Annotated in this window: 18 protein-coding genes; 3 read left to right on the top strand and 15 right to left on the bottom strand. The window is 66.0% G+C overall.

Going from position 1 to position 25742, the window contains the following annotated elements; all coding sequences use genetic code 11:
- Positions 1 to 76 precede the first annotated feature (76 nt).
- Positions 77 to 1195, top strand: a complete 1119-nt coding sequence (locus ACXYMR_RS03170) for a PQQ-dependent sugar dehydrogenase (RefSeq protein WP_458941302.1) — start codon at positions 77 to 79, stop codon at positions 1193 to 1195.
- Here the strand turns inward: ACXYMR_RS03170 and ACXYMR_RS03165 are convergent.
- From ACXYMR_RS03165 to ACXYMR_RS03150, 4 genes are all read right to left on the bottom strand, one after another.
- Positions 1192 to 4407: an efflux RND transporter permease subunit gene (locus tag ACXYMR_RS03165; protein WP_458941301.1), complete on the bottom strand. Its 3216-nt coding sequence runs from the start codon at positions 4405 to 4407 to the stop codon at positions 1192 to 1194. The two genes, ACXYMR_RS03170 and ACXYMR_RS03165, sit on opposite strands and share 4 nt — an antisense overlap.
- A complete protein-coding gene (locus ACXYMR_RS03160) occupies positions 4404 to 5477 on the bottom strand; it encodes an efflux RND transporter periplasmic adaptor subunit (protein WP_458941300.1) in 1074 nt (357 codons plus the stop codon). The genes ACXYMR_RS03165 and ACXYMR_RS03160 overlap by 4 nt, the downstream gene beginning before the upstream one ends.
- 141 nt (positions 5478 to 5618) lie before the next feature.
- Positions 5619 to 6800, bottom strand: a complete 1182-nt coding sequence (locus tag ACXYMR_RS03155) for a BaiN/RdsA family NAD(P)/FAD-dependent oxidoreductase (protein ID WP_458941299.1) — start codon at positions 6798 to 6800, stop codon at positions 5619 to 5621.
- Positions 6797 to 7765 carry an alpha/beta hydrolase gene (locus ACXYMR_RS03150; protein ID WP_458941298.1) on the bottom strand — a complete coding sequence of 323 codons (969 nt, stop codon included), beginning with the start codon at positions 7763 to 7765 and terminating at the stop codon, positions 6797 to 6799. Before ACXYMR_RS03150 ends, ACXYMR_RS03155 begins: the two co-directional genes overlap by 4 nt.
- A 93-nt stretch (positions 7766 to 7858) precedes the next feature.
- On the opposite strand from ACXYMR_RS03150, the gene glpK reads away from it, so the two are divergent.
- The gene (gene glpK / locus ACXYMR_RS03145) at positions 7859 to 9355 is read left to right on the top strand and encodes a glycerol kinase GlpK (protein ID WP_458941297.1); all 1497 of its coding nucleotides are present in this window, start codon (positions 7859 to 7861) and stop codon (positions 9353 to 9355) included.
- Here glpK and ACXYMR_RS03140 read toward each other — a convergent pair.
- The 8 genes from ACXYMR_RS03140 to cysG all read right to left on the bottom strand — a co-directional run bounded on the left by ACXYMR_RS03140 (position 9277) and on the right by cysG (position 17996).
- Entirely contained in the window at positions 9277 to 10518 is a 1242-nt protein-coding gene (locus ACXYMR_RS03140) for a trans-sulfuration enzyme family protein (RefSeq protein WP_458941296.1), read from the bottom strand. The genes glpK and ACXYMR_RS03140 overlap by 79 nt on opposite strands.
- A 1-nt stretch (position 10519) precedes the next feature.
- Complete coding sequence (metX, locus tag ACXYMR_RS03135; protein WP_458941295.1) at positions 10520 to 11458, bottom strand: homoserine O-succinyltransferase MetX; 939 nt, start codon at positions 11456 to 11458, stop codon at positions 10520 to 10522.
- Positions 11459 to 11651: 193 nt separating this feature from the next.
- Positions 11652 to 12479, bottom strand: coding sequence for a ferredoxin--NADP reductase (locus ACXYMR_RS03130; protein ID WP_458941294.1), 828 nt, complete (start codon positions 12477 to 12479; stop codon positions 11652 to 11654).
- Between the two features lie 32 nt (positions 12480 to 12511).
- Positions 12512 to 13534 carry a cysteine synthase A gene (locus tag ACXYMR_RS03125; RefSeq protein ID WP_458941293.1) on the bottom strand — a complete coding sequence of 341 codons (1023 nt, stop codon included), beginning with the start codon at positions 13532 to 13534 and terminating at the stop codon, positions 12512 to 12514.
- A gap of 47 nt (positions 13535 to 13581) precedes the next feature.
- Positions 13582 to 14694, bottom strand: a complete 1113-nt coding sequence (locus ACXYMR_RS03120) for a phosphoadenylyl-sulfate reductase (RefSeq protein WP_458941292.1) — start codon at positions 14692 to 14694, stop codon at positions 13582 to 13584.
- Positions 14681 to 16318, bottom strand: coding sequence for a nitrite/sulfite reductase (locus ACXYMR_RS03115; protein WP_458941291.1), 1638 nt, complete (start codon positions 16316 to 16318; stop codon positions 14681 to 14683). The genes ACXYMR_RS03120 and ACXYMR_RS03115 overlap by 14 nt, the downstream gene beginning before the upstream one ends.
- The gene (locus ACXYMR_RS03110; RefSeq protein WP_458941290.1) at positions 16318 to 16596 is read right to left on the bottom strand and encodes a DUF2849 domain-containing protein; all 279 of its coding nucleotides are present in this window, start codon (positions 16594 to 16596) and stop codon (positions 16318 to 16320) included. Before ACXYMR_RS03110 ends, ACXYMR_RS03115 begins: the two co-directional genes overlap by 1 nt.
- On the bottom strand, positions 16593 to 17996 hold the full coding sequence (gene cysG, locus ACXYMR_RS03105; protein WP_458941289.1) for a siroheme synthase CysG: 1404 nt from the start codon (positions 17994 to 17996) through the stop codon (positions 16593 to 16595). The genes ACXYMR_RS03110 and cysG overlap by 4 nt, the downstream gene beginning before the upstream one ends.
- Before the next feature lie 115 nt (positions 17997 to 18111).
- Between cysG and gcvA the strand changes: the two genes are divergently transcribed.
- Complete coding sequence (gene gcvA / locus ACXYMR_RS03100) at positions 18112 to 19047, top strand: transcriptional regulator GcvA (protein ID WP_458941288.1); 936 nt, start codon at positions 18112 to 18114, stop codon at positions 19045 to 19047.
- Here gcvA and ACXYMR_RS03095 read toward each other — a convergent pair.
- The 3 genes from ACXYMR_RS03095 to ACXYMR_RS03085 all read right to left on the bottom strand — a co-directional run bounded on the left by ACXYMR_RS03095 (position 19044) and on the right by ACXYMR_RS03085 (position 25725).
- Positions 19044 to 19427 carry a DUF302 domain-containing protein gene (locus ACXYMR_RS03095; RefSeq protein WP_458941287.1) on the bottom strand — a complete coding sequence of 128 codons (384 nt, stop codon included), beginning with the start codon at positions 19425 to 19427 and terminating at the stop codon, positions 19044 to 19046. The genes gcvA and ACXYMR_RS03095 overlap by 4 nt on opposite strands.
- Before the next feature lie 143 nt (positions 19428 to 19570).
- Positions 19571 to 22624: a S8 family peptidase gene (locus ACXYMR_RS03090; RefSeq protein WP_458941286.1), complete on the bottom strand. Its 3054-nt coding sequence runs from the start codon at positions 22622 to 22624 to the stop codon at positions 19571 to 19573.
- Positions 22625 to 22842: 218 nt separating this feature from the next.
- On the bottom strand, positions 22843 to 25725 hold the full coding sequence (locus ACXYMR_RS03085) for a S8 family peptidase (protein ID WP_458941285.1): 2883 nt from the start codon (positions 25723 to 25725) through the stop codon (positions 22843 to 22845).
- Positions 25726 to 25742 lie beyond the last annotated feature (17 nt).

The raw sequence follows: 25742 nt of genomic DNA, 5'->3' as shown, positions 1-25742 counted from the left end.
GGGCTCTACACGAGCGATGCAAGACTATAGTCTGCCCTGGAGTCTGAAAAGCGAAACGGGATTTCGGGAGCGGGACATGCAGCGTGCTTATCTGACCGGGCTGGCCATCGGCCTCGGCCTGTCCCTTGTCGTCGCTGATGCGCCGGCGGCCGCGCAAACGCGCATGGAAACGGTGGTCGAGGGCCTCGAGCACCCGTGGAGCCTGGCCTTCCTTCCCAACGGAGACATGCTTGTGACCGAGAAGCCGGGCCGGCTGCGTCGGATCCGCGGCGACCATCTGGTTGCAAGGCCTCTCGAAGGTGTGCCGCAGGTCTTGTATTCGGGCCAGGGTGGACTGCTCGACGTTGTGCTGGCGCCGGACTTCCAGACCAGTCGCTGGGTCTATCTGACGTGGAGCGAGGGGACGCCGGACGACAACACGCTGCATCTGGGGCGGGGTCGGTTGCGCGGCGACCGGCTGGATGGTTTCGAGACCCTGTTCAGTGCCACGCCCCGGCGCGATACCGATGTGCATTATGGTGGCCGGCTGGTCTTCCTCGCCGACGGGTCCATGCTGCTGGGGATTGGTGACGGGTTTGATTATCGCGAGCAGGCGCAGCGGGCGAGCAACCATTACGGTGCATTTGTGCACCTGAACGCGGACGGGACGCCGCGGCCCGGACCGTTCGGAGACGGGGCGCCGGGCGTGTTCTCCATCGGACATCGTAACCCGCAGGCCATTGTTTTCGATGCTGTCGACGGGGTGGTCTACACCCACGAGCACGGTCCGCGCGGGGGCGATGAGGTCAATGTGCTGGAGCGCGGGGAGAATTACGGCTGGCCGATTGCCAGTCACGGGGTGGATTACACCGGCGCCCTGGTGACCCCGTACGAAACCTATCCCGGCATGCGCGACCCGCTGCATGTCTGGGTGCCGTCGATCGCACCGGCCGGAATGACGCTGTACCGCGGGGACATGTTCCCCGAATGGGATGGTGACCTTCTGGTCGCGGCACTGATCCGGGGCGATGCCGATGTCCCGGCCGGACATGTCCGGAGGCTCGACCTGGAAGACGGTGAGGTGGCGGGCGAAGAGGTGCTGTTCGGTGATCTCGCAACGCGCATCCGCGACGTGCGCACGGCGCCGGACGGATCGATCTGGCTGCTTACCGATGAGCCGGAAGGTCAGCTGGTGCGGATCAGCCGCGAGCCCTAGGCCAGGTTGTCAGCTCGCCCGTCCGTCGGCATGTCCGAGGGCGTCCTCCCGAGACCCAGATAGCGACGGCGCCAGGCACCGAGGCGGGCCGGCGCACCGAGCAGGACCGGGGTCAGGACAAGGGTGAGCAGGGTCGAGAAGCCCAAGCCCCAGACCACGGCAGATGACAGCTGGACCCACCATTCCGAAGCCGGCCCGCCGACCGACAGCACGCCGCGTCCGAAGTCGGCATTGAGCTGGAACACCATTGGCAGGAGGCCGCAGATCGTCGTCACTGTGGTCAGCATGACCGGGCGCAAGCGCTGGGCGGCCGTGCGGATGATGGCCTCGTCGACGCTCATGCCGAGCCCGCGCAGGCGCTGGAAGGTGTCGATCAGTACGATGTTGTTGTTGACCACGATGCCCGCCAGCGTGACCACGCCGGTGCCGAGGAAGAGGATCGAGATGTAGGGGAAGCTCACCAGGACACCGAGCAGCACGCCGACCACAGACAGCACAACGGCCTGCAGGGTGAGCACGACGTGCCAGAAGTTGTTGAACTGCCAGAGCAGTATGACGGCCATCATGAAGAGCGAGGCGAGCATGGCATTGGCGAAAAAGGCCCCAGCCTCGGCATTCTCCTCGTCGGCGCCGAGATAGGCGACTTCCACGCTGGCCGGGAAAGTCCCGGCCTCGACCTGTTCATCCACCCAGTCACGCACCTCGCCGAGCAGGATGTTGCCGGCATAGCCGGGTGCGGCATTGGCTCGCACCATGAGCACGCGCTGGCCGTCCCGCCGGCTGATCGAGTCGAGACGCGGGCGAGCCTCCCGGCTGACGAAATTGGAGATCGGCACCGCACCGTTGAGCGTGTTCACCCGCAAGTCGTCGAGCCGGGAGATGTCCCGTTCGCTGTCGGGGAAGCGGACGCGGATGTCGACTTCCTCGTCGACATCGTCTGGCCGGTAGCGGCCGACCAGGGCGCCGGTTGTGACCATCTGGACGGCAGCCCCGATCTGGGTCACGTCGGCCCCGAAGCGCCCGGCCTCCTCTCGATCGACATTGAGGCGCCATTCCACTCCCGGCAGGGGCAGGGTGTCCTCGATATCGGTCAGCCCCTCCATGGAGTCGATGAAGGCCCTGACCTGGCGGGCCGCCAGGGTCAGAGAGGGTTGGTCATTGGAGCGCAGCTGGACCTGGATGTCCTTGCCGGTTGGCGGGCCCTGTTCGAAGGGTCGGATTTCGATGATGACGCCGGGTATGCCGGTCATGACGTCGCGGATCTGGCGTTCGATTTGGCGGCCATTGGGGCGCTGTCCGAATGGTTCGAACTCGACGAAGATGCGGGCCACGCTGTCGGCCGGAGCCGCGCCAACGCCGTCGAAGGGCGTACGGCCGGGCGGGTTTCCGGCAACCGTGTAATAGCCCTTGATGCCGTCGATCCCGTCCAGTCGCTGCTCGGCTTCGAGGGCCAGGCGGTATTGTTCGGAGGGATCCAGATTGCCGCGTGCGCGCACAAAGACGTAGAGCCGCTCGGGCTCGGCATCGAGGAAGAACTCGGTGCGCATGCCCGGCAGGGCGAGGGCGAAATTGCCGACGATGGCGACGATGATGAGGATGGCGATGCCCGAGACGGCGACGGGACGTTTCACCAGGGCGGCGATGAGCTTGGCATAGCGGCCGGTGAAGCCGGGCAGGTTGGTCGGGTCACCGGCCTCGGTGGCGTTGAGGTGGGCAATGGCACTCTCCGTCTCGGCGGCGCCACCTTTGCGGCCCAGGACGGAACCGAGTGTCGGCAGGAAAATCAGTGCCATGACAAGCGCCGAGGACAGAACGAAGATCAGCGTTAGCGGCAGGAAAGCCATGTACTGACCGGGAATCGAGCGCCAGAACAGGAAGGGCACGAAGGCGGCTAGCGTCGTCGCGGTCGAGGATATGATCGGCCAGAACATGCGCTTGCCGGCATGCGCGAAGGCATCGCGCCGGGTCTCGCCTTCGGCCAGCTTTCGGTCGGCATACTCGACCACGACGATGGCCCCGTCGACGAGCAAGCCGACGGCCAGGACCATGGCGAACATGACCATGAAATTGATGGTCAGTCCGTAGATGTCGAGAAGCAGGAAGGAGAACAGGAAGCTGGAGGGGATAGCGAGGCCGACCAGCAGCGCCGAGCGCAGACCGAGGGCCGCGATGACCAGGATCAGGACGAGGATGATGGCCAGCATGATCGACGAGGTCAGGCTCTGCAGGCTGTCGCGCACATAGGTTGACAGGTCGAGGCTGAAGTCATGACGGACGGTTTCCGGCCAGTCGGCCGTGACCTCGGCGGTCAGGCGACGCACTTCCGCGCTCGTTTCCATGATGTTTTCGCCGGAGCGGCGTACCACCTGGAGCGTATAGGCAGGGTCACCATTGTAGCGCGCAAAGCTGTCGGCATCCTTGAAGGTACGGCGTACGCGAGCGACGTCCTGCAGGGTGACGACAGTGTCGCCGGAGGTGGCGATGGGAAGCTCCAGCGCGTCCTCGGCGCTTTCGAACAGGCCGGGCACCTTGACCTGGAAACGGGCTTCGGAACTGTCAAGCGCGCCGGCGGCGATCAGCCGGTTATTCGATTGCACCGCAGCGAACAGCTGGTTGTAGGTGACACCGTAGGTTTCCAGCAGGGCCGGGTCGATGGTGATTTCCAGCAGTTCCTCGCGCAGCCCCTGAATGTCGACCTGGAGGATTTGTGGCAGGGCCTCCAACTCGTCCTCCAGCTCGCGCGCCAGACGGTAGAGGGTGCGTTCCGGTGCCTCGCCATAGATCTGTACCGCGATGGTCGGGGCCTCTGCCGAGTTGAACTCCTGGATCACCGGCTCGCGAACATCCTCCGGAAATTCACGGCGTGCCATGTCGACGGCTTCGCGAACATCGAGCACGGACTGGTCTGCGTCGAAGGGCACGTCGAATTCCGCGACCAGCGTGCCGGAGCCTAGCGAGGCCGTGCCGTTGAGCTCGTCGAGGCTGTCAATGGTGCGCATCTCGGTTTCCACCGGGCGGACGATCAGGCGCTCCGCGTCTTCCGGGGAAATGCCGTCCAGCGGCACCACGACAATGACAAAGGGGAAGGGGATGTCCGGATCGGCTTCGCGCGGCAAGGTCACGAAGGCGACCAGTCCGGCAAGCAGGGCGCAGACGAAAATGGCGAGCACCATGCGGGCCCGGCTGATGGCGAAATCGACTATGCCGGTCATGGCGTCGACGCGGCGTCTGCGACTCGCACACGGGTTCCGTCAGAGACGAAGTCCTGGCCCAGCACGATGACCTGAGCCGGGTCTGGCAGGCCGGCGACCCAGACGTGGTCACCATCGTCGGATAACAGGCTGACGGGAACAAAGCGAACCATGTCGTCGCCGATTATAATGCGCACGCCCAGCTCACCATCGGAATTCAGGGCCAGTACAGAAGCGGGCAATTGGTGTGCCGGCTCGGGGGTCAGATCGAGCCGGATCTCGGCGGTAACGCCGGACCGGATGGCACCATCCGGATTATCCGCTTCCAGCTCAACGCGGAAGGTCCGCGTGGCCGGGTCGGCGCGGCGTTCGACAAAACGGATCGTCCCGCTCACCGTCTCCCCGGTGACCAGACGCGCCGTGCCGGCCATGCCCATCCGTATCGAGCCGACGTTGCGCTCGGCGACTTCGGCGATGATCAGGATAGGATCCAGTTCGACAACAGTGCCGCACGCATCGCCCTGGCGCAGATAATCGCCGATTTCGGCCTCGCGCATGTCGAAATAGCCGTCGAAGGGCGCCCGGATATTGAGGTTGTCGAGTTCCTCGCGGGCCGCAGAGAGGCGGGCCCGGGCAGCGTCGCGGGCGGCTTCGGTGGCAGCGACCTGGTTGATCGACCGGTGTCCGCGATTCGCCAGTTCCGTGGCTGCTTCGTGTTCGAGTTGGCGGGCGCGTAGCTCGGCTTCGGCTTGGCTCAGCGCTGCGCCACGGGCGTCGATATCGAGGCGGCAGAGGATGTCCCCCTGGGCCACGGGCCCGCCTTCTCGGGCGGGGGCCTCGGTAACCCGGCCGCCAGTCTCGGCCCGGACCACAACTTCGCGAGCTGCCGCGGTACGCCCGCGCAGAGTCAACCGGGCCGGCCGCATTTCGCTTTCGACGGTCCGGGTGACGACCTCGAAGGGCTGGTCGCTCTCGGCGAGATCGGAGGACGCACCATTGGCATGACCGCGAAACAACGTGCCGATCGTGAAGAGGACAATCACGGCGGCGAGTAATATTAGTGCGGCGCTGTAGGAACTGGTGATTTTCATCGTGTTACGCTTTGTGCGTCGCGTCGCGACCCAGTTGATCTCTGGCCAAATATCGACCGCTGTTCAGTGGCTTATCAATATCGCTCGCTCTGTCGAATAGCGAGCGGTTTCCAGTTCTCCCGCCCTGGTTGTTGCAGTGCATCAAGCCGCCTGTCCGGCGCTCCACCCTGATGACCATGCCCATTGAAAATTAAATCCCCCTAACCAACCGGTAACATCGACACATTCGCCGATGAAGTACAGCCCTGGCACGTCCCGGCATTGCTGGGTGCGGCTGTCGAGGGCGTCGCAGTCGACGCCCCCAAGCATGACTTCGGCGGTGCGGTAGCCTTCCGACCCCGTCGGGCGAATCGGCCAGGCGGAAAGACGGTCGCAGAATTCCTGCAATTTACGGTCGGACTGATCGGCAAGGTTGCCGGCCAGACCTGCCTCTTCGACCAGGAGCTGGGCCAGGCGGCGCGGCAGGACTTCTGCCAGTGCAGTGTGGACCGACTGCCGCCCATGGGCCTGTCGCGCCGCGCGCAGGCTGGCAAAGATGTTGGCATCGGGACGGAAGTGGATGTGCACTGTGTCGCCCTCCCGCCAGAATGACGATATCTGCAGGATCGCCGGACCGCTCAGTCCGCGATGGGTGAACAGCATGGCTTCCGAGAAGGCCGTGCCATCAAGCGAAACGCGGGCATCGACGGCGACACCGGCCAGCGTTTTGAAGTGATCCAGCTGCTCGGGGTCGAGGGTAAGCGGGACCAGTGCCGGTCGGGTCTCGGTCAGCGGCACGCCGTACTGGCGTGCTACGTCGAGTCCGAATCCGGTGGCGCCCATTTTGGGGATCGACTTGCCGCCGCTGGCGATGACCAGGGACGAGCAGGCCAGCCGGGTGCCATCGTCCAGGGTTACCCGAAACCCGTCGGCGGTTCTCTCGTGCTCGGTGACGGACGTCTGCAGATGCAATTCGACGCCCGCCTCCTTCATGTCGGACACGAGCGCCTGGATGATCTGCTTGGCGGACCCGTCGCAGAACAGCTGGCCGAGGGTTTTCTCGTGCCAGGCGATGGCATGGCTGTCGACCCAGGCGATGAAGTCCCACTGGGTGTAGCGCTTCAGGGCGGATTTCATGAAATGAGGGTTGCCGGACAGGAAGTTGCCGGGCCCGGCGTGGAGATTGGTGAAATTGCAGCGCCCGCCGCCCGAGATGCGGATTTTCTCGCCCGGCGACTTGGCGTGCTCGATCACCGTCACCGAGCGACCGCGACGTCCCGCCTCGATGGCACACATCATACCGGCTGCGCCGGCCCCGATAATGACAACGTCACGCGTGATCATGGGGTAGGCATTGCGCCTGGACGGGCTGTGTCGCAGACCCGGTCGAGCCAGTCGCAGAATTCGGCGATCGGCTTGTCGCGATCAATCTCGTTGATCGTCTCGTGCCGGAACCAGTCCCAGATGTGACACGTCACATCCCGCTGGCCAGCCTGATCCAGCCGCTTGGCAAGGTCGCGCACGGCCTTGCCGTTATCGCTGGCCGGGTCATCGCCGCCGCCGACCAGGTGTATGGGAAGGCGGTTGGGCAGGGCCTTGAGGTGCTCGTCTTCCTCCGCATAGGCGACGCCGTCGAGGAAATTTCGCCACAGCGACACGCTTGCGGCCCAGCCGCACATCGGGTCGGCGACATAGGCGTCGACCTCGTCAGTATCACGTGACAGCCAGTCGGCATCGCTGCGGCCTTCCGGGAACCGCTTGTTCCACGCCTTGAAGGTCAGGGCGTCTATGGTTCGGCTGGTGGCGAACTTGCCGCCGCCGAGTAGGGCCTCGACGGCCAATACGAAACGCATGACTCCCTTGAGCGGGCCGAGCGACATATTGCCGTTCCAGAAGGCGCCGCCAGCCACGGTTTGCGCGTTGCGCAGGACATAGTTGAAGGCGATCACCGAGCCCATGGAGTGGCCGAAGATGACGATCGGCAGGCCACCCCAGCGCTCGCGCGCCGCGACATGCACGGCGGCGACGTCCTGCAGGACCTTCGACCAGCCGTCTTCATTGGCGAAGCGACGCGGCGCCCCGTCGCGGGCCGTGGTCGCACCATGGCCGCGATGGTCGTGGGCGATGACATGATAGCCGCGCCGGCTTAGGTCGGCGGCGAAGCGGGCATAGCGCCCGGCATGTTCGGCCAGGCCGTGATTGAGATGCACGATGCCGCGCGGCGTGCCTTCGGCGTCGCGGGTGTAGACAGCGAGGTCGGCGCCGGTCGGGCTGACCATGCGGTGTTGCGGAAATTCGGGGTCGCTCATGCTCGCTCCTGTCCTTGACGCCGAGCCTAGCCTGTTTTCCTGTGCAGTGTCAGCGCCATGGTCAGACAGCGGCGCGGCGATGGGGAGGTGGCGATGAGCCAACAGCAAAAAGCCCTGCTGGCGATCGACCAGGGCACGACGAGTTCGCGGGCCGTGGTCTTTACACCGGACTATGAGGTGCTGGCCTCGGCCCAGCGCGAGTTTCCGCAGATCTATCCGCACCCGGGCTGGGTCGAGCACGATCCCGATGTGCTGTGGGCTACGGTGCGAGCCACCGCGCGTGACGCCCTGGCCGAGGCTGACAGGCTCGGCCATGACGTGATCTCAATCGGCATTACCAATCAGCGTGAGACCACCCTGGTCTGGGACCGCAGGACGGGTGAGCCGGTGCACAATGCCATTGTCTGGCAGGACCGGCGTACGGCCGAAACCTGCGCCGAACTGCGCCGGGCCGGACATGCCGGCAGCGTTCAGGCCCGCACCGGCCTGGTGCTCGACCCGTACTTCTCCGCGACCAAGATCGCCTGGATACTTGATCATGTGGATGGTGCGCGAGCGCGGGCGGAACGTGGCGAGCTGGCTTTCGGGACCGTCGATACCTGGCTCATCTGGAAACTGACAGGCGGCGAGGTGCACGCCACCGACGCCACCAATGCCAGCCGTACGTCGCTGCTGGATATTCATACCCAGACCTGGGACGAGGAGCTGGCAAGCCTGTTCGGAGTGCCGATGAGTATTTTGCCCGATGTGCGTGACAGCTGCAGCCATTTCGGCACCGCGCGGGCGGATGTGCTGGGCCGGGCCGTGCCGATCCACGGAGTGGCGGGGGACCAGCAGTCGGCGGCTATTGGCCAGGCGTGTCTGACGCCGGGCGAGATGAAGTCGACCTACGGCACGGGCGCCTTCCTGCTGATGAATACCGGGGCCGAGGCCGTCAATTCCAGCAACAAGCTGCTGACCACGGTCGCCTGGCGGCTTGGCGGCAAGGTCAGTTATGCGCTGGAAGGCTCGATCCTTTCGGCCGGGGCGACGATACAATGGCTGCGTGATGGGCTTGGCCTGATCGCCAAGGCTTCGGAAACAGAAGCCTTGGCCGCGGCGGCGGAGCCGGATAGCGGGGTTTACCTGGTGCCGGCCTTTACCGGGCTGGGCGCGCCCTACTGGGACGCCGGCGCCAGGGCAGCCATCATCGGCCTGACGCGGGGTAGCGGCCGGGCCGAGATCGCCCGGGCGGCGCTGGAATCGACTGTGCACCAGACCTGCGACCTGCTTGATGCGATGGCGGCGGACGGTGTCTCGGCCCGTCGCCTGCGGGTGGATGGCGGCATGGCCGCCAATGATGCCCTGCTGCAATGTCTGGCCGACATGACCGGCATCGAAGTGGTGCGGCCGGTGCAGGCGGAGGCCACGGCCTGGGGGGCGGCCTTCCTGGCCGGCCTGGGCGTCGGCCTGTTCGACAGTCTGGAGGCCGGGCGGGGCCTGTGGCGCGAGGACCGAAGCTTTACGCCGGATTATCCGGCTGCGGACCGGGCACGGCGCCGGGCCGGTTGGGCCGAAGCGGTGGCGCGGGTGCGCTCGGCGCCTGACTGAGAGGGGGCGTCTTCGGGCCCGAGCGCGGCCTGTAGCGCCCGGTCGAGGTCGGCGATCAGGTCTTCCGGGGCTTCCAGACCGACGGAGAGACGCACCAGCGCGTCGCTGATGCCCGCTTCCCGGCGTGCCAGCGGTGTCATGGCTGCGTGGGTCATCAGGGCCGGTATGGAAACCAGACTTTCCACGCCTCCGAGTGACTGGGCCAGGGTGAAGAGCTCGAGCCTCGCGAGAACGGCCTCGACACTCCTGGACTTGAGCTCGAAGCTGACCAGAGGACCAAAGCCGTCCTGTTGCCGCGCGGCAACGAGATGGCCCGGGTGGTCGACCAAGCCCGGATAATCGACCGTCGCGACCATGGGGTGGGCAGCGAGCCATTCGGCGATGATCTGGGCTGACGCGCTCTGGGTGCGGGCGCGCAGGGGCAGGGTGCGCAGACCGCGCAGGGCCAGGAAGCAGTCGAACGGCGCGGCGCCCACGCCGGTACAATTGGCCCACCATTGCAGACGTTCAAGGCGAGCCGGGTCGCGCACGCTGACCGCCCCACCGAGCATGTCGGAATGCCCGTTGATCAGCTTGGTCACCGATTGCACGACGATGTCGGCGCCGAGCTCCAGAGGGCGCTGCAGGGCCGGCGATAGGGCTGTGTTGTCGACCGCGAGCACGGCACCGGCGCTGCGGCATTGTTCGGCCAATACGGCGATGTCGGTGACGCGCAAGCGCGGGTTGGAGGGGGTCTCGGCGAGGACCAGCGCGGCTGGTCGCGTCAGTGCCGCGGCAACAGCGCCGGGGTCTGCGGTGTCGACATAGCCGATCTCGTACCGGGCACCTGCGGCCCGGGCGTCGAGCAGGCGCCGGGTGCCGCCATAGGCATCGTGCGAGCACAGGATGCGGGCGCCGGCGGGCAGGTCGTTGAGGATGAGGTCGATGGCGGCCATGCCGGAGGCGGTGATGATGGCGCCAATGCCACCGTCCAGGTCGGCAATGCTTTCCGCCAGCAGGGCGCGACCGGGATGGTCGGTGCGGACATAATCGAACTGCCCGGAGACCGACGGGGTCGTGCGACGATAGGCGGTCGACAGCGAGATCGGGGCGATGACGGCCTGGTGGGCGGGGTCGCGATTGAGCCCCGCCCGGACAGCCCGGGTGCGTGTGTCCTGAGCCATCTCAGCGCTGCAGCCAGTCGGCCAGGATGGCGCCGATGCGGCCGGTTTCCTTGAGGAAGGCGTCGTGTCCGTAAAGCGAGGACAGACTGACCAGGCGGCCATCGGGCGTTCGGCCGGCGGTCTCCGCGATCTGGTTGGCGGGGACCAGCCGATCCTCGTGAATGGCGACATAGGTGACCGGACAGGCGATGCGGCTGACATCCACGCGGTGGGTATCGAGCGAGCGGGACAGGGCTAGGAAATCATGTGGACAGACGCTGTCGGCATAGGCCTTCCCGCGTGCCTCCAGCCAGGCCGTGACTCCGGCGGCATCGCGCGAGCCGGGTTCGGGGGCATCGAAGCGGGCTTCCAGTTCGGCCGGGGTCCGGTAGGTGGTCATGGCAAGGCGACGGGCCAGGTCCAGCCCGGCCTCTCCATCACCGTATTCGAGCGCCTGCTCGACAATGGCGCGCTGGATCGAACGCCAGGCACGGGCGCTGGCGCCGGCCCGGTCGGCAGCCGAAATGGCAATGACGCCATCGACGCGATCGGGCGCCCGGGCGGCGAGCGCAAGGGCGGTCATGCCGCCATACGAGGCCCCGACGATCCGGGCCCGGGCAATCCCGGCCGCATCCATCAGCGCCAGCACAGCGAGCGCCTGGTCTTCCGTCGACGGACAGGGCGACAGTTCGCTGCCGAGATAATTCAGCGACAGGATGCGGTGACGTGTCGTGTCGATGGCGCGATCCGGCCCGGCCTGCTGGGCCCACCAGCCGATTTGGGCCGGGCTGGATGCGACGTGACGGTGCGCGGAAATGCCGCCGAGCACGACCAGAGCCGGGGCGTTGGCCGGGTCCGTGACGTGGCCGTGCACGATCACGGCAGTGTCGTTGGGCAGGTCGAGCTGGGCGTTCAGGTCGAGACCGTCAAGACGCGGCGGTGTGGCGAGGGCAAGGCTCATGATCAACATCCCGGCGCGGTCGGGTGCGGGCGCCGGGTGGATGGTCAACGGTCCTGATGGGATACTCCACGGGAGTTACGGGCCGTCTTCAATCCGCTTTAGCCGCACTTGTTCCGCGCCCGCAAGCTAGATATCAAATCGGCGCGCATTCCCGTATAAAGATATCTTTATATGAGTCAAGCCAGGTTCTGAATCACGTCGAGACGAAGGCTTTCTCGATGACAAAATCGGCCGGTGCGGCATTCGACCCTTCCACGAAGCCGTGCTCGAGGCAGATCGTCTTGACGTCCTTGAGGAGGCCGTCGGAGCCGCAGATCATGACCCGGTCGACGGCGGGATCGAGGGCCGGAACGCCGAGCCGCGTCGACAATTCGCCGGACCGGATCATGTCGGTGACACGACCCTTCACCGGCCCGTCATCGCGGGTCACCGAGGTGAAGTGAACCAGCTTCTCGCGCGCCATCTCGCCGATCAGTTCATCGTCCTTCACAGCGTCCACGAGGTCATTGCCATAGGCCAGTTCGGCCACCTGTCGGCAGGTATGGGTGAGGATCACCTCGTCAAATTTGTCATAGGTTTCCGGATCGCGGATCAGGCTGGCGAAGGGCGCAATGCCGGTACCGGTGGAGACCATGTAGAGGCGTTTGCCGGGTTTCAGCGCGTCCAGCACCAGTGTGCCGGTCGGCTTCTTGCCGAGCAGCAGCTCGTCGCCGGGCTGGATGTGTTGCAGGCGCGAGGTCAGCGGGCCATCGGCGACCTTGATGGAGTAGAAGTCGAGCGCTTCGTCCCAGAACGGGCTGGCCACCGAGTAGGCGCGCAACAGGGGTTTCCCATCCTCCTTCGGCAGGCCGATCATGACGAATTCGCCAGAGCGGAAGCGGAAGGTCGAAGGCCGGGTGATGCGGAACTGGAACAGCCGGTCGGTGTAATGCTTCACCGACAGCACGGTCTCGACGGACCAGGGGCCGGGCTTGGCGGAGATCGTGTTGGCGGGACGCGGGTTCGGGGACATCACATTCATGATCTTTTCTACTCGGATCGGGGCGTCGGCGCTCAGGTGGGCAGACGCGGCGTTTCGGTATCGGCCCAGCGCGGCACAGGCAAGCCCCTGCTGGCCAGGAATTCCGGATTGAACAGCTTGCCAGCATAGCGGGCGCCGCTGTCGCACAGCATCGTGACGATGGTGTGGCCTGGGCCAAGGTCGCGGGCCAGGCGCACTGCGCCCGCCAGGTTGATGCCGGCGGATCCCCCCAAAGACAGCCCCTCGGCCTTCACCAGGTCGAACAGGATCGGCAGCATTTCCGCGTCCTCGATACGATAGGCGTAATCGACCTCCAGCCCGACCAGATTGCCGGTAATGCGGTTGACGCCGATGCCCTCAGTGATCGATGAGCCTTCGCCCTTGAGCTCCCCGCGGGTGAAGTGGTTGTAGAGCGCACCGCCCGCCGGGTCGGCCAGACCAATTGCCACATCGGGCTTGCGGGCCCGCAGGGCGCGGGCAACTCCGGCCAGGGTGCCGCCGGAACCGACGGCGCAGATGAAGCCATCCACCCGCCCGTCCGTCTGTTCCCAGATTTCCGGGCCGGTAGTGGCCTCATGGGCTTCGCGATTGGCCGTGTTGTCGAACTGGTTGGCCCATACTGCGCCGTGCGGGTGGCTGGCATTGAGCTCCTCGGCAAGGGCGCGCGAATGGTGCACGAAATGATTGGGGCTGGAGAAGGGGGCCGCATCCACCTCGACCAGGCGGGCGCCCAGGCTGCGGATCGCCTGTTTTTTCTCCTCCGACTGGGTGCGCGGCATGACAATCACCACGTCATGGCCAAGAGCGCCGCCGACCAGTGCGAGGCCGATACCGGTATTCCCGGCCGTGCCTTCGACAATCATCCCGCCCGGCCGCAGGCTGCCGTCCCGGCGCGCGGCCTCGACGATGGCGAGCGCCGCCCGGTCCTTGACCGAGCCGCCGGGATTGAGGAACTCGGCCTTGCCGAGGATCTCGCAGCCGGTTGCCTCCGACAGGCCGTGCAGCCGGATCAGCGGCGTGTGACCGATCAGGTCGAGAATGGGCGGATTTGTCACGGAAACCAGAGTCCTCTCTCACGCCGGGGCGAGGCCCGGTCCTGTCGTCATTCTGCCGCCAGCGGCGCGGCAGTGTGGATGCCGCACTCGGTCTTGCTGCGGCCTCGCCAGCGGCCATCCCGCACCGATTCTCCGGTGTGAGCCGGGGCGGTGCACGGCCAGCAGCCAATAGAGGCATATCCCATATCCGCGAGTGGATGTTGCGGCAAACCGTGGCGTCGGAAGTAGGCTTCGACATCGCCGGCTGACCAGCTGGCAAGAGGATTGACCCGGACCCGCCCGCGCACGCTTTCCACTACCGGCAGGGCCAGGCGTTCGCCGCCATGGAAGCGCTTCCGCCCGGTGACCAGGGCATCGTAATCAGCGAGCACGCGGTTCAGCGGCCGCACCTTGCGGAGCGCGCAACAGGCGTCGGGGTCGCGCCGCCACAGTCGCTCATCGCCATCTTCCTTGGCCGCCTCGTCTGCATCGGGGGTCAGGACACGCACCCGGGTGAGGCCGAGGCGCTGGACCAGCTCGTACCTGTACTGTTCGGTCTGGGCGAACAGTCGGCCGGTTTCCAGGAATATGACCGGTGTGTCGGGCGCCACTCTTGAAATCAGGTGCAGGCCAATGGCGGCCTCGGCCCCGAAGGAGGAGAGCATGGCGATGCGGCCGGCCCACTGCGCCGAGATGGCGTCTTCGAGAATGGCGACGGCGTCCCAGTCGCGGTAGCGACGGTTGAGAGTGGCGATGTCAGCCGCTTGCCCATGTCCCATCTGCCGGGTGGGGCGGGGACCATTCACCGCTGGCTGGTAGACCGGTGTCAGACGTGAGCGGGCGCGATGCCAGTCGGAATCTCGATCGGTGCGGTCGGGGGAAACGCCGTCAAAGCCGGAGCGGTAGAGAGCCGAGGCCTGGTCGGGAATGAGGTCGCCAACGGCCCGCAGGCGGCCGGCAAAACCCGCTCGCTGGCGCAGCTGGGTTGCAAGGCTGAAACCGCGACCGTCCTTGAAGCTGGCGAAGCGAATGGCGATTTCGTCAGCCCCGGCAATCGCAGCGGCAGCCTCAGTCCAGGCCGTGTCGGCGGCAAGTTCAACCGTGTGACCACCGCCCGCGTCCAGCCTGGCCTGGTGCAGCCGGCAAGTGGCGCGCTGGGGTGCCAGGTCAAGCATTGGCATAGATGGCCTCCTTGAACGGGTGGGTACCAAGGCGGCGCAGCGTGTCGATGAAGCGCTCGCTCGCGCCGCGCAGGTCGAGATAGGCGTGCAACAGGCGGGCTACAGCGTCTGGTACAGCGTCTGCGGACAATCCCTTGCCGACAATGGTGCCGATGGCCGCGGCCTGATCAAAGGCGCCGCCGAGGGTGACCTGGTAGAATTCCTCGCCGCGCTTATCGACGCCGAGAATACCGATATGGGCGACGTGGTGGTGGCCACAGGCATTGATGCAGCCGGAAATCTTGATCGAGACCTCGCCCGCCGCAGCATCCAGACCTTCACTGGCGAGACGCGTGGAAATGGCCTGGGCGAGCGGGATTGATCGGGCATTGGCAAGATTGCAGTAGTCCAGCCCGGGGCACGCGGTGATGTCGGTGGCCAGACCCGCATTGGCGGTGGCGAGGCCAGCGCTTTGCAAGGCACGCCAGACGGTTTCGAGGCGGTCATTGCGAACATGTGGCAGGATCAGGTTCTGGTCTGGCGCGACGCGGATCTCGGAGAAGGCGTGCGCCTCGGCGAGGTCGGCGACTAGCTCCATCTGTTCGGCGGTGGCGTCGCCCGGCGTGCCGCCGACGGGTTTCAACGAAATAACGATGCTGGACAGCCCATCTGCCGCGTGGTGCCGACGGTTGCGGTCGAGCCACGCACGGAAGGCGGCCGGGCCTGTGCGGGGGATGGGGGCCGGGTGGTCGACGGCCGGGCGGCTGAAAAAGCCCCTGATGCGCTGGATCTCCGGGTGCGGCAGCTCGAGCTCGCCTGATCGTATGGCAGACCATTCGGTTTCGACCTGGCGGGCGAATTCCTCGGCGCCCAGCGCCTCGACCAGGATCTTGATGCGCGCCTTGTAGAGATTGTCCCGGCGGCCGTGCAGGTTGTAGACGCGCAGGATCGCGGTGAGGTAGCTGAGCAGGTCGGCCGGTGCGAGATCGTTCCGGATACAATGAGCCAGGCGCGGTGTGCGGCCCTGGCCGCCGCCGACCCATACTTCGAACACGGTGTTGCCACCGTCGCCGCGCGCCAGCTGGAGCCCGATATCGTGCAGTTGCACGCCGGCCCGGTCATTGCTGGACCCGGTGACGGCGATCTTGAACTTGCGCGGCAGCCAGGTGAATTCCGGATGGTCGGTGGACCATTGCCGGATGATCTCGGCCCATGGACGCGGGTCCTCGATCTCGTCGGCGGCGGCGCCGGCGAACGGGTCGGCCGTGGTGTTTCGGATGCAATTACCCGAGGTCTGCACGGCGTGCATGCCGACCTCGGCGAGCGCGGCCAGCATGTCAGGGATGTCGACCAAGGCCGGCCAGTTGAACTGGATGTTCTGGCGCGTGGTGAAGTGGCCGTAGCCGCGGTCCCACTGACGGGCAAGCCGGGCGAGGACGCGCATCTGGGCGGCGTTCAGCGTGCCGTAGGGAATTGCGACGCGCAGCATGTAGGCGTGCAGTTGCAGATAGACGCCATTTATCAGCCGCAGCGGCTTGAACTCGTCCTCGCTGAGCCGTCCGTCGAGGCGCCGCGCGACCTGGTCGCGGAACTCGGCGACGCGGGCCTCGACGAAGGCCTGATCATGGGTGTCATAGCGATACATCAGGAAGCCTTTGCGAACGCGCGGGTGGAGCCGGCGGACGGACCGTTCAGGCGAAGGGTTTCACGCCGCCACTTCAGGCCGGCGGGCGTGTTGTCTTCGATCTCGATCAGATAGGGCCCGACGACGCTGAGCTCGTCACCGGCGGCGCGGGCGAGTGCGGCGTCGATGTCGGCGTCGGCGAGGCGGATGGCGGCATCGATCTGGGTGGCCCAGTTCTCGTCACGTGTGCGGTACACGACGCGGCCATCGGTGAGGCGGTTTGCAGTGATGGTCTTCATGCCGAGTGCTCCAGGGCGGTTGGCAGGGAGGGACGAAGAGCAGCGTTGGCAGGGGCGGCTGCGATGGCGCCGACATAGATGATGGCGGGACCGGTGATTCCGGCGTCGCAAACCAGGTCAGCGAGGTCTTCCAGGCGGCCATGGACATGCCGTTCGCCGGGCAGGCTGGCGTTCTCGACGATGGCAACCGGGGTATCCGCCGCGCGACCGGCATCGAGCAGGCGTTGGCGGATCCGCGCGGCTGCGCCGACGCCCATGTAAAAGACGGCGGTCGAGTTGGCGGCAGCGAGGGCATGATCGTCGGCATCGGGGCCACCGGGCTTGACGACGCCGGACGCGAAAGTGACCGATTGGGCGTGGTCTCGATGGGTCAGCGAGAGGCCTGCCGACGCGGCGCCGGCGATGGCAGCCGTGATGCCGGGCGTGACCTGACACTCAAGTCCAGCGTCGAGCACCGCGTCGCGTTCTTCGCCACCGCGTCCGAAAATGAAGGGGTCACCGCCCTTCAGGCGGACAACGCGCTGACCCTTGCGGGCTTCGCGCACGAGGATGGCGTTGATCTCGTCCTGCGGTACTGGGTGCCGCCCCTTTGTCTTGCCCACGTCGATGCGGGCCGCATCGCGGCGGGCCAGGCTGAGCACCTCATCGGAGACCAGCCGGTCATGGACGATGACGTCGGCCTCTCGCAGCAGTCGGGCCGCGCGCAGGGTCAGCAGGTCGGGATCGCCGGAACCGGCGCCGACCAGGTGGACAATGCCGCTGGGGTCCGGTCGCGGCGAGTTGAGGTCGCGCAGCAGGGCGGCGCGGGCCCCGGCACGGTCGCCGTTCAGCACGCGATCGCGGGCCGCACCGCGCAGGGCGCGCTGCCAGAATGCCCGGCGGTCCTCAAAGCTGGACATCACGGCGCGCACGGAGCTGCGCAACTCGGCGGCCAGCTCGGCGAGCTGGCCGATACGGGCCGGCAGGACCTGTTCAATGGCGGCGCGCAGATCGACGGAAAGCACCGGGGCGGCGCCGCCGGAGGCGATCGAGACGACGATGCTGTCGCGATCGACGATGGCCGGGGTCTGGAAATCGGAGGCGGCCGGGCTGTCGACAATATTGACCCAGATGCCCAGGCGGCGCGCCATGCGGGCGAGCTGGCTGACCTGTCCTGGGTCGCCGCCGGCGATGAAAAGCAGGGTCGCGCCCCTCAGGTCCCACCGCGTGGGCAGGCGATGGTGGACCTCCGCATGCGGGGCAAGCCGGGGAGGAACCGGGTCGGAGCTGGCGCCGGTGAACCACTTCAACCGGGCCGGTGAGTCGGCGAACAGGCGCGCTTTCGGCTCGGCCATCGGGCCGTGACCGACCACGATGATGGTCCGGCCTGCAAGCGGAATGGAAGCTGGGAAAGTGCGCATGTCCGTCGTCCGATCTGGCGCCCGAGAGGCGCGACGACTTCAATATTTCTATTGCTATCCTCCCATTCAAACGACCATTATTGGCTTTTGAAGTTAGAAAATCTAAAGTCACTACATGGGCAGACCACATCGCCTTCCGCCGCTCAACGCCCTGCGGGCGTTCGAGGTCGCAGCGCGCCTTGGCAGTTTTGCCAAGGCGGCCGATGAGCTGTCGGTGACGCCGGGGGCGATATCCCAGCAGATCCGCGCCCTGGAGGCGCATGTCGGCACGTCCCTGTTCGTCCGCCAGGGGCGCGGCCTGGTGCTTAGCGAGGCTGGCGCTGCGGCCGCGGGTGTATGCCGGGAAGCCTTTGCCACGTTGGAGCGCGGCGTTGCCCTGATGCAGGCGCCGGCACAGCGGCGGTCGCTGACGGTCTCGGTGGCCCCGTCATTTGCCGGCAAGTGGCTGGCTCCGCGCCTGCACCGCTTCCAGGACGATCATCCCGGTATCGAGGTGTGGATCGCGGCCACCTCGGATCGCGTTGATCTCGCGGCCGGGGCGGCGGACCTGGCGATCCGCTACGGACCAGGCGGCGATACGAGCCTGCGCGTGGAAAAGCTGCTCGACGAGGAAGTGTTGCCGGTGTGCTCGCCGGACCTCCTGGGCGAGGCGGGCCGCTTGCGCTCCGCGGCGGACCTGGCGGGCCATACCCTGCTGCACGATGCCTCACCGGAGAGCGCGGTCGACGGCGCGGACTGGTCGGCCTGGCTGGCAGCGCGGCGCGTGCGCGGGGTGGATGTCAGTGGCGGGTTGAAATTCAACCAGTCGGCCCTGGTCATCGACGCCGCGGTTGCCGGGCGCGGCATTGCGCTGGCCAAGCGCACCCTGGTCCAGAATGATCTCGCTTCGGGCCGCCTGGTAGCGCTGTTTGCCGACGGCGCGGCCCCGGTGCGCTCGGCCTATCATGTCGTCACGGCTCGCAACCGGCCGCTGTCGCCGGACGCCGAGGCCTTCATCGCCTGGCTGCGCAGCGAGGCGCGCGTGCACGAGCATGCCGTCGACGAACTCTAGAGGCTGTCGATGACGCGGCGCAGCCGGTCGCGCACATCACCGGCTATGCCGGCCAGCGCGTCATTGTCGACGGCCTGCATCGAAGCGGCCGGGTCGACGGCGGCGACCTCTATGCCGCTGCCGGTGTCCTGAACGATGACATTGCAGGGCAGCATGGTGCCAATCTTGTCCTCGGCCTGGAGCGCCTTGTGGGCCATCTGCGGATTGCAGGCACCGAGGATGCGGTAATCACGGAACTCGACGTCGAGTTTCTTCTTCATCGTCGCCTTGACGTCGATCTCGGTGAGCACGCCGAAGCCTTCCTCCTTGAGCGCCGCCGTGACCCGGTCGATGGCGGCCTGGAAGTCGGTGTCGAGCGTCTTGGCGAAGTAATAGGTCATGGGGGCTCCGGTTCTGCTTGCATCCGAGGCAACGCGGAGCTCGGGCTGCACGTTCCCCTACCCACATGCCCAGACAGAGCGAAACCACCGCCCCCGGACAGGGGGAGCGGTGGCCTCGCAGGGATCACGATGGGCAATCGGGATCAGAAGTCGATCTTGAACCGGGCGCCGGAGACCAGGGCGGTCTCGTTGACCTGGATCTGACCTTCCGAGAGGTCGATGCGGCCGAAGAGTGACAGGTCTGCCCGGCCTTCGAACACCGGCGTGGCATAGAGCAGCTCGGCCTGCAGCGGGCGGGTCCCGCCCAGCTGCCAGATTTCGCTGGTCGTGCCCAGTTCGCCGGTCTCGCGGTCGATGACGCGGGTCGCGGTGTACTCCAGGCTGCCGGTCTCGACATGGAGCGGCTGGATCAGGCTGACGCGGACCGCGTCATGCTCGCCCAGCACGCCGTCACGCCGGGCCGTGATCTGGAAGGCGGTGGAGACCGGAGCCTCCGAGACCGCCAGAAGGCCGCTGTCGAAACGCGTCTCCCCGGTATGCGACACCGTGGCCGAGGAGCTCAGCGTCACGGCCATCGGCAGGACGGCTTCGGCCCCAAGGGTCACCGCATTGGTGGTAACCCCGCCTTCCAGCGCCAGCATGCCGGCACCCTGACCGCCGAGGAAGCCGGTGGCTTCGTCCAGTCGGGTATAGGTGGCGTGCAGGCTGACGCTGTCACTGACCTGGTGGCGCAGGTCGGTGATGAAGGCGATGGCCTCGTAGGCACTCAGACCGTTGATGACCGAGTTTTCCTCGCCGGTGAACGGATTGGTCCACAGACGTTCGTCATGGTTGGACGACAGGCCGAAGGAAAGTTGCGTGTGCTCGCCCACATCCATGCCGGCCATGGCATAGGCACCGCCGGAGGCGAAGCCGAGGATCGGGTTGACGCCGCCGGTTTCCGGGCGGTGGTCGGAGAACAGGCCGAACCCGGTCTGTTGGTTCAGGGCCAGGGCTCCTTCGCCGGCACCGAAGCGCAGCTCGCGGCCGCTTTCGGTATCGGTGATCCGCATGCCGGCCTGGAAGGACAGCTCGCCATCATGCACGGATGCCAGAGGATCGGTGCGCGACACGGAGGCTCGCATTTCCAGATTGCCGCGGCGGCTGACCATCAGATCCAGGCTCGCCGTGTCCGTGAAGGAGGTGCGGCCGTCCCAGGTGTAGATGCGTTCAGCCAGGTTGCCGGCGGCATCACCCTCGTCGACCGGACCGGTCTGTTCGGTCAGCTCGCTGAGGCGGATCTCGAAGTCGCGGAAGGTGTCGTTCAGCGACTGGAAAACCGCGACGGAATAGTCGTCATCGGCTTTGATGTCGACGTGGTCGAGGACGAGCGCCATGCCGTTGACTTGTTCCGCGATATCCTTGTCGTTGAAATAGTACAGGCTTTCACCGACGAACGGCGACAGCGACGCCTCCACGTCCAGCAGGCCGTGGCCATACACCGCGTCGACACCGGGATCGCCGAGATCACGGGCCGAGCGCAACAGGACGTCGGCCGTGTCAGCGGCGCCCAGCCACTCCCAGCGGCTGCGCACCAGCGCCGCTGCACCGGACACCATCGGGGCCGCGAACGAGGTTCCCGACATGCGCACCATGCCGCCTTCGCCGTCATTGACCAGGATCAACTCACCGGGGGCGACCAAGAAGCGGTCCATCAGCCGGTGTCCCTCGCCGCACTGGCCCTGGATCAGCAGGCAGGCTTCGCCCGGACGGTTGGAGAACGTTGATATTTCACCATTCGGATTGACCGAGCCGACGATCAGCATGTTATCCAGTACGCTGACGCCGTCCCAATCGACATTGGTGTATTGGGGTGCACCGGAATTGCCGGCAGCCAGTACGAACAGCGTGTTGTCACCATTTTCGCGGACAACATTCTGGCGGAACATGTCAGCCCATTCGTAGTGCAGGGTCCAGCCGGTCACGCCGAGCGACAAATTGATGACGTGAATTTCGTCTTCCTCGTCATAGAGCTCGTTGAGACCTTGGCGTACATCCCGCCAGCCGGCTGTGAAGCTTTCGTCGAACGGGTTGTAGATCAGAATCTTGGCTTCAGGGGCGACGCCCATGCCGCCTTCCCCGTCATGTTCATCGCCAATGAGCCCGGCGACGGCGATGCCGTGATTGATGCCAAGATAATCGTCATCGCCCAGTGTTTCGTCGAGCTGAAACGCGACGTGATCCTCCGGCAGTGAGAAATCGATGACGCCGACCCTGACATCCTTGCCTTCATTGGCGCCTTGGGAAAGGCGCGGCGACCAGTTGATGGTCGGCATCCAATGATCGACCCGGTCATTGCCCGAGAAGGACATCAATCCGTCATAGAACTCCAGGAAGAAGGCCGAGCGATCACGGGCATCCAGACGTTCCAGGCTGGCCGGATCGTTCAAGTCGATGCTGTAACGCTCAAACAAATTGGCGATGAAGCCATTGCGGAAGGCGTTGTCGGACGTGCTTCCACCTTCATCATCATCGTCATCATCGTCGCGATCCTTCCAGCCATCCTGGACGAGCTCGCCGAAAACGGCTTCGGTACGGTCCAGGAGGGTGTTCAAGTCGTCGACCAGGCGCGCATAGTCACCGGCCGACGCGTCGCTGAACGGATCGATGTCGCCCCAGAAGGCGGCGATATCGCCCCAGAACGGACCGATATCTCCCCAGAAGGGACCGATGTCGCCGTAGAAAGGCTCGATATCACCCCAGAACGGGTCGATGTTGCCGTAGAACGGGTCGATGGTGCCGTAGAACGGATTGATATCGCCCCAGAACGGTGAGATGTCGCCCCAGAATGGGCTGATGTCTCCGTAAAACGGATTGATGTCCCCGTAGAACGGATTGATGTCGCCGTAGAACGGGTCCAGGACGCCACCGCGCCGGTCAACGCCGCCGCCGATGTCCCCCATGCCGCTGCCCATCGCGCCGATCGAACCGCCCGCCGGGGCAGAGCCGCCAGGTCGCATCTCGTCGAGGATTTCCGGCAGGAAGACCAGATGACCGTGGCGCCCGGCTTCATAGCCGCGCTCGCCGGTCTCGTAGCGATCCATGTAGTTGAAACGGATGTTGTCGCGCTCGATCCCCGAGAGCTGCGCCGAGCCGGCGCTCGTCGCCAGCGTCGCTGTCGCCGCGGCGATCGCGATCATGGCGGTAGTCTGTTGCAACCGGTTTTTCATGGCATCCCCCATAGGTTATTTGCCGTATGCCATCATCCTCGCTGATCGATCCTAATGCGCTGGAAACAAACAAGGTTTACAAATCCTGAATCGGATCTATGTAAAATTTTTCGTTAATCCGAAGCGTCCCTGCCTGGCTGGGCCTGAACGAAAAAAGACCGCCGCCCGGTCAGGGCGGCGGTCCAGTCGAGGGATGGTATCGCGTTCTAGAAGTCGAGCTGGAAGCGGGCGCCGGTGGCCAGCGATGCCGCGTCGGCCTGGCGGGCATCACCCGACAGCTCGGTGCGCGAGAACAGGGCCAGGCTGGCGCGGTCGTTCCACAACCCGGTCGCGTACTGGACCTCGAAGTGGAGCGGACGTTCGCCACCCAGTTCCCAGCGATCGGTCTGGATCGCCATGGCACCGGTCTCCCGGTCGACGACGCGGCCGGAGGTGTACTCCAGGGCGCCGCTTTCCACGTGCAGCGGCTGGATCAGGCTGACGCGGATGGCGTCCCCTTCACCGATCACGCCGGTGCGGCGGGCCGAGATCTGCAGGGCCGAGGAGATGGTGCCGTCGCGGCTGGCCAGAAGCCCGCCATCAAAGGCTGCGGTGCGGGTCCGGGCCAGCGTGGCCGAGGAGCTCACATCGATGCCGAGCGGCAGGAGCGCATCGGCGCCCACGGTCACCGCGTCGGTCGACGAGCCGCCGCCGAAGCCCAGCTGGCCGGTGCCCTGGGCACCGAGGAAGGCGGAGTCCTCTCGCAGGTAGGTATAGCTGACATGCGCCTCGATACGGTCCGAGAAGGAGTGGTGCACATCGGTCAGGAAGGCGATCGCCTCGTAGGCGCCCAGGCCTTCGATGGCGTCGCGCTGCTCGCCGGTGATCGGGTTCGACCAGGTGCGTTCGGAATGGTTGGCCGAGACGCCGAAGGACACGCGGGTATTCTCGGCAACCGGCAGGCCGCCCAGGGCATAGGCCCCGCCGGAGGCAAAGCCGAGCACCGGATTGACGCCGCCGGTTTCCGGACGGTGGTCCGAGAACTGGCCGAAGCCGGCCTGGCCGTTGAGGGCGATGGCGCCTTCACCGGCACCGAAGCGGAACTCGCGGCCATTGTCGCGGTCGATCATGCGGATGCCGGTCTGGAAGGGCAGGGCCCCGTCGACCACGTGATCCCGCGGATCACGCTGTGAAGCGACCATGTGAACTTCCAGGGCACCGCTGCGGTCCATCAGGACGGCATACTCGCCGGTGTCGGTGAAGCTGGTACCCGTGTCGATCGTGCGGTCGATGAGATAGATCATCGCCTCCGACTGCTGACTGCGGGCCGAGGCGCCGCCATGGGTCACCTCGTCCAGCGACACCTCGAAGTCGCGGTAGGTGTCGTTGAGATCCTCGAACACCGTGACCCGGTTCTCCGAGGGCGTCTCGAAGGACAGGCGGCCCGGGACAATGCCCATGTCGGCCATGTAGACGCGATCACCCTCGGCATCGATGTGATACAGGGCCGAGCGGTCGAGCGGCGACATGGCGGCCGTGACGTCCAGCAGGCCGTGACCGTAGACTTCGTCGACGCCCGGGGCGCCCAGGTCCTGGGCCGACTGCAGCAGTACGTCGGCGACATCCGGGCCGGTCAACCACTTCCATTCCGAGTAGACCAGGGCCGCGGCACCGCTGACCAGCGGGGCGGCGAAGGAGGTGCCAGACTGGCGCACGAGGCCGCCATTGCCGTCATTGACCAGCAGCAACTCGCCCGGTGCGACCAAGAAACGGTCCATCAGGCGGTTGCCGGCCTGGCAGCGATCGCGCACCGTCATGCAGGCGGTGCCCGGGCGGTTGGAGAAGCGCGAGATCTCGCCCGTCGGGCCAACCGAGCCCACCAGCAGGATGTTGTCGATGATGTTGCGGCGGTTGACGTTGATATCGACGCTCTGGCTCGAGCCGTCATTGCCGGCAGCAAAGACGAACAGCACGTCGGGGGCCTTCTTGGCCAAGGTGCCGCTGCCGATTATGTCGGCCCAGCGCGGGTGCAGTGTCCAGCCGGCCACGCCCAGTGACAGGTTGACGATGTCGGGCTTGGAGCCGACGAGGCGGTTGATGCCTTCCTCGACATCACGCCAGCTAGCCGTGTTGCTGCCATCGAACGGATCGAAGACCATGAACTTGGCCAGCGGGGCCAGGCCCATCGTGCCGGTGCCGTCATGCGGCGCACCGATCAGGCCGGCGACGGCTGAGCCGTGCCCGAAATCCGTCACCCGTTCACCACTGCGGGTCCGCGTGTAAACCACGTCGTCCTCCGACAGGGCGAAGTCGATCAGGGCGATCTTGACGCCTTCACCCTGACCGGCGGCCTGGGAGAGGGCGGGCGACCAGTTGATGGTCGGCATCCAGTGGTCGACATGGTCGACGCCGGAATAGGCCATCAGCCCGTCATAGAAATCCAGGAAGAAGCGGGCGCGTTCGCCGCCCGACATTTGCGCCAGGCTGCGCGGGCTATCGAGTTCGATTCCGTGTTCGTCCAACAGGCGTTCCATGAAGGCGTCGCGGAAGCTTTCGCCCGTCCGGCCCTCAAAGCTCGCCCCGAACAGGGCCTCGGCCTCGCGGAACATGCGTTCGATGCCCTCGGCCACACGTTGGTAGCCGGCGCGGTCGCCGCCTTCGGCATTGATCTCCGACCAGAACGCATCGATATCGCCCCAGAACGGGCCGATGTCGCCCCAGAACGGCCCGATGTCGCCCCAGAACGGATTGATGTCGCCGTAGAAGGGGTCGATATGGCCGTAGAACGGGTTGATGTCGCCCCAGAACGGCTGGATGTCGCCGTAGAACGGGTTGATGTCACCCCAGAAGGGCTGGATGTCGCCCCAGAACGGCGAGATGTCGCCGTAGAACGGGTTGATGTCGCCGTAGAACGGATTGATGTCGCCGTAGAAGGGGTCGATGTGGCCGTAATGAGGGTGGATCAAGGTGGTGCTGTTGCCACCTCCGCCGCTCCCCGGATTGGGGTCCTCGTCCTTCTTTTTGCCAGCAAAGGCCGGGCTCGCGGCGGTCACGGAAATCGCGAGCGCCAGAACCATGGCTGTGGATCGTGTCAGAGTTGCTTTGGTCATGTCCCCGGCCCTTCCAA

It is taken from the genome of Maricaulis sp. CAU 1757, from assembly GCF_054482675.1.
This window is presented reverse-complemented; position numbering and strand designations above follow the sequence as displayed.

Coding starts and splice junctions, on each gene's coding strand:
- ACXYMR_RS03170 (WP_458941302.1), top strand. CDS start 77: ATGCAGCGTGCTTATCTGACCGGGCTGGCCATCGGCCTCGGCCTGTCC.
- ACXYMR_RS03165 (WP_458941301.1), bottom strand. CDS start 4,407: ATGACCGGCATAGTCGATTTCGCCATCAGCCGGGCCCGCATGGTGCTC.
- ACXYMR_RS03160 (WP_458941300.1), bottom strand. CDS start 5,477: ATGAAAATCACCAGTTCCTACAGCGCCGCACTAATATTACTCGCCGCC.
- ACXYMR_RS03155 (WP_458941299.1), bottom strand. CDS start 6,800: ATGATCACGCGTGACGTTGTCATTATCGGGGCCGGCGCAGCCGGTATG.
- ACXYMR_RS03150 (WP_458941298.1), bottom strand. CDS start 7,765: ATGAGCGACCCCGAATTTCCGCAACACCGCATGGTCAGCCCGACCGGC.
- glpK (WP_458941297.1), top strand. CDS start 7,859: ATGAGCCAACAGCAAAAAGCCCTGCTGGCGATCGACCAGGGCACGACG.
- ACXYMR_RS03140 (WP_458941296.1), bottom strand. CDS start 10,518: ATGGCTCAGGACACACGCACCCGGGCTGTCCGGGCGGGGCTCAATCGC.
- metX (WP_458941295.1), bottom strand. CDS start 11,458: ATGAGCCTTGCCCTCGCCACACCGCCGCGTCTTGACGGTCTCGACCTG.
- ACXYMR_RS03130 (WP_458941294.1), bottom strand. CDS start 12,479: ATGAATGTGATGTCCCCGAACCCGCGTCCCGCCAACACGATCTCCGCC.
- ACXYMR_RS03120 (WP_458941292.1), bottom strand. CDS start 14,694: ATGCCAATGCTTGACCTGGCACCCCAGCGCGCCACTTGCCGGCTGCAC.
- ACXYMR_RS03115 (WP_458941291.1), bottom strand. CDS start 16,318: ATGTATCGCTATGACACCCATGATCAGGCCTTCGTCGAGGCCCGCGTC.
- ACXYMR_RS03110 (WP_458941290.1), bottom strand. CDS start 16,596: ATGAAGACCATCACTGCAAACCGCCTCACCGATGGCCGCGTCGTGTAC.
- cysG (WP_458941289.1), bottom strand. CDS start 17,996: ATGCGCACTTTCCCAGCTTCCATTCCGCTTGCAGGCCGGACCATCATC.
- gcvA (WP_458941288.1), top strand. CDS start 18,112: ATGGGCAGACCACATCGCCTTCCGCCGCTCAACGCCCTGCGGGCGTTC.
- ACXYMR_RS03095 (WP_458941287.1), bottom strand. CDS start 19,427: ATGACCTATTACTTCGCCAAGACGCTCGACACCGACTTCCAGGCCGCC.
- ACXYMR_RS03085 (WP_458941285.1), bottom strand. CDS start 25,725: ATGACCAAAGCAACTCTGACACGATCCACAGCCATGGTTCTGGCGCTC.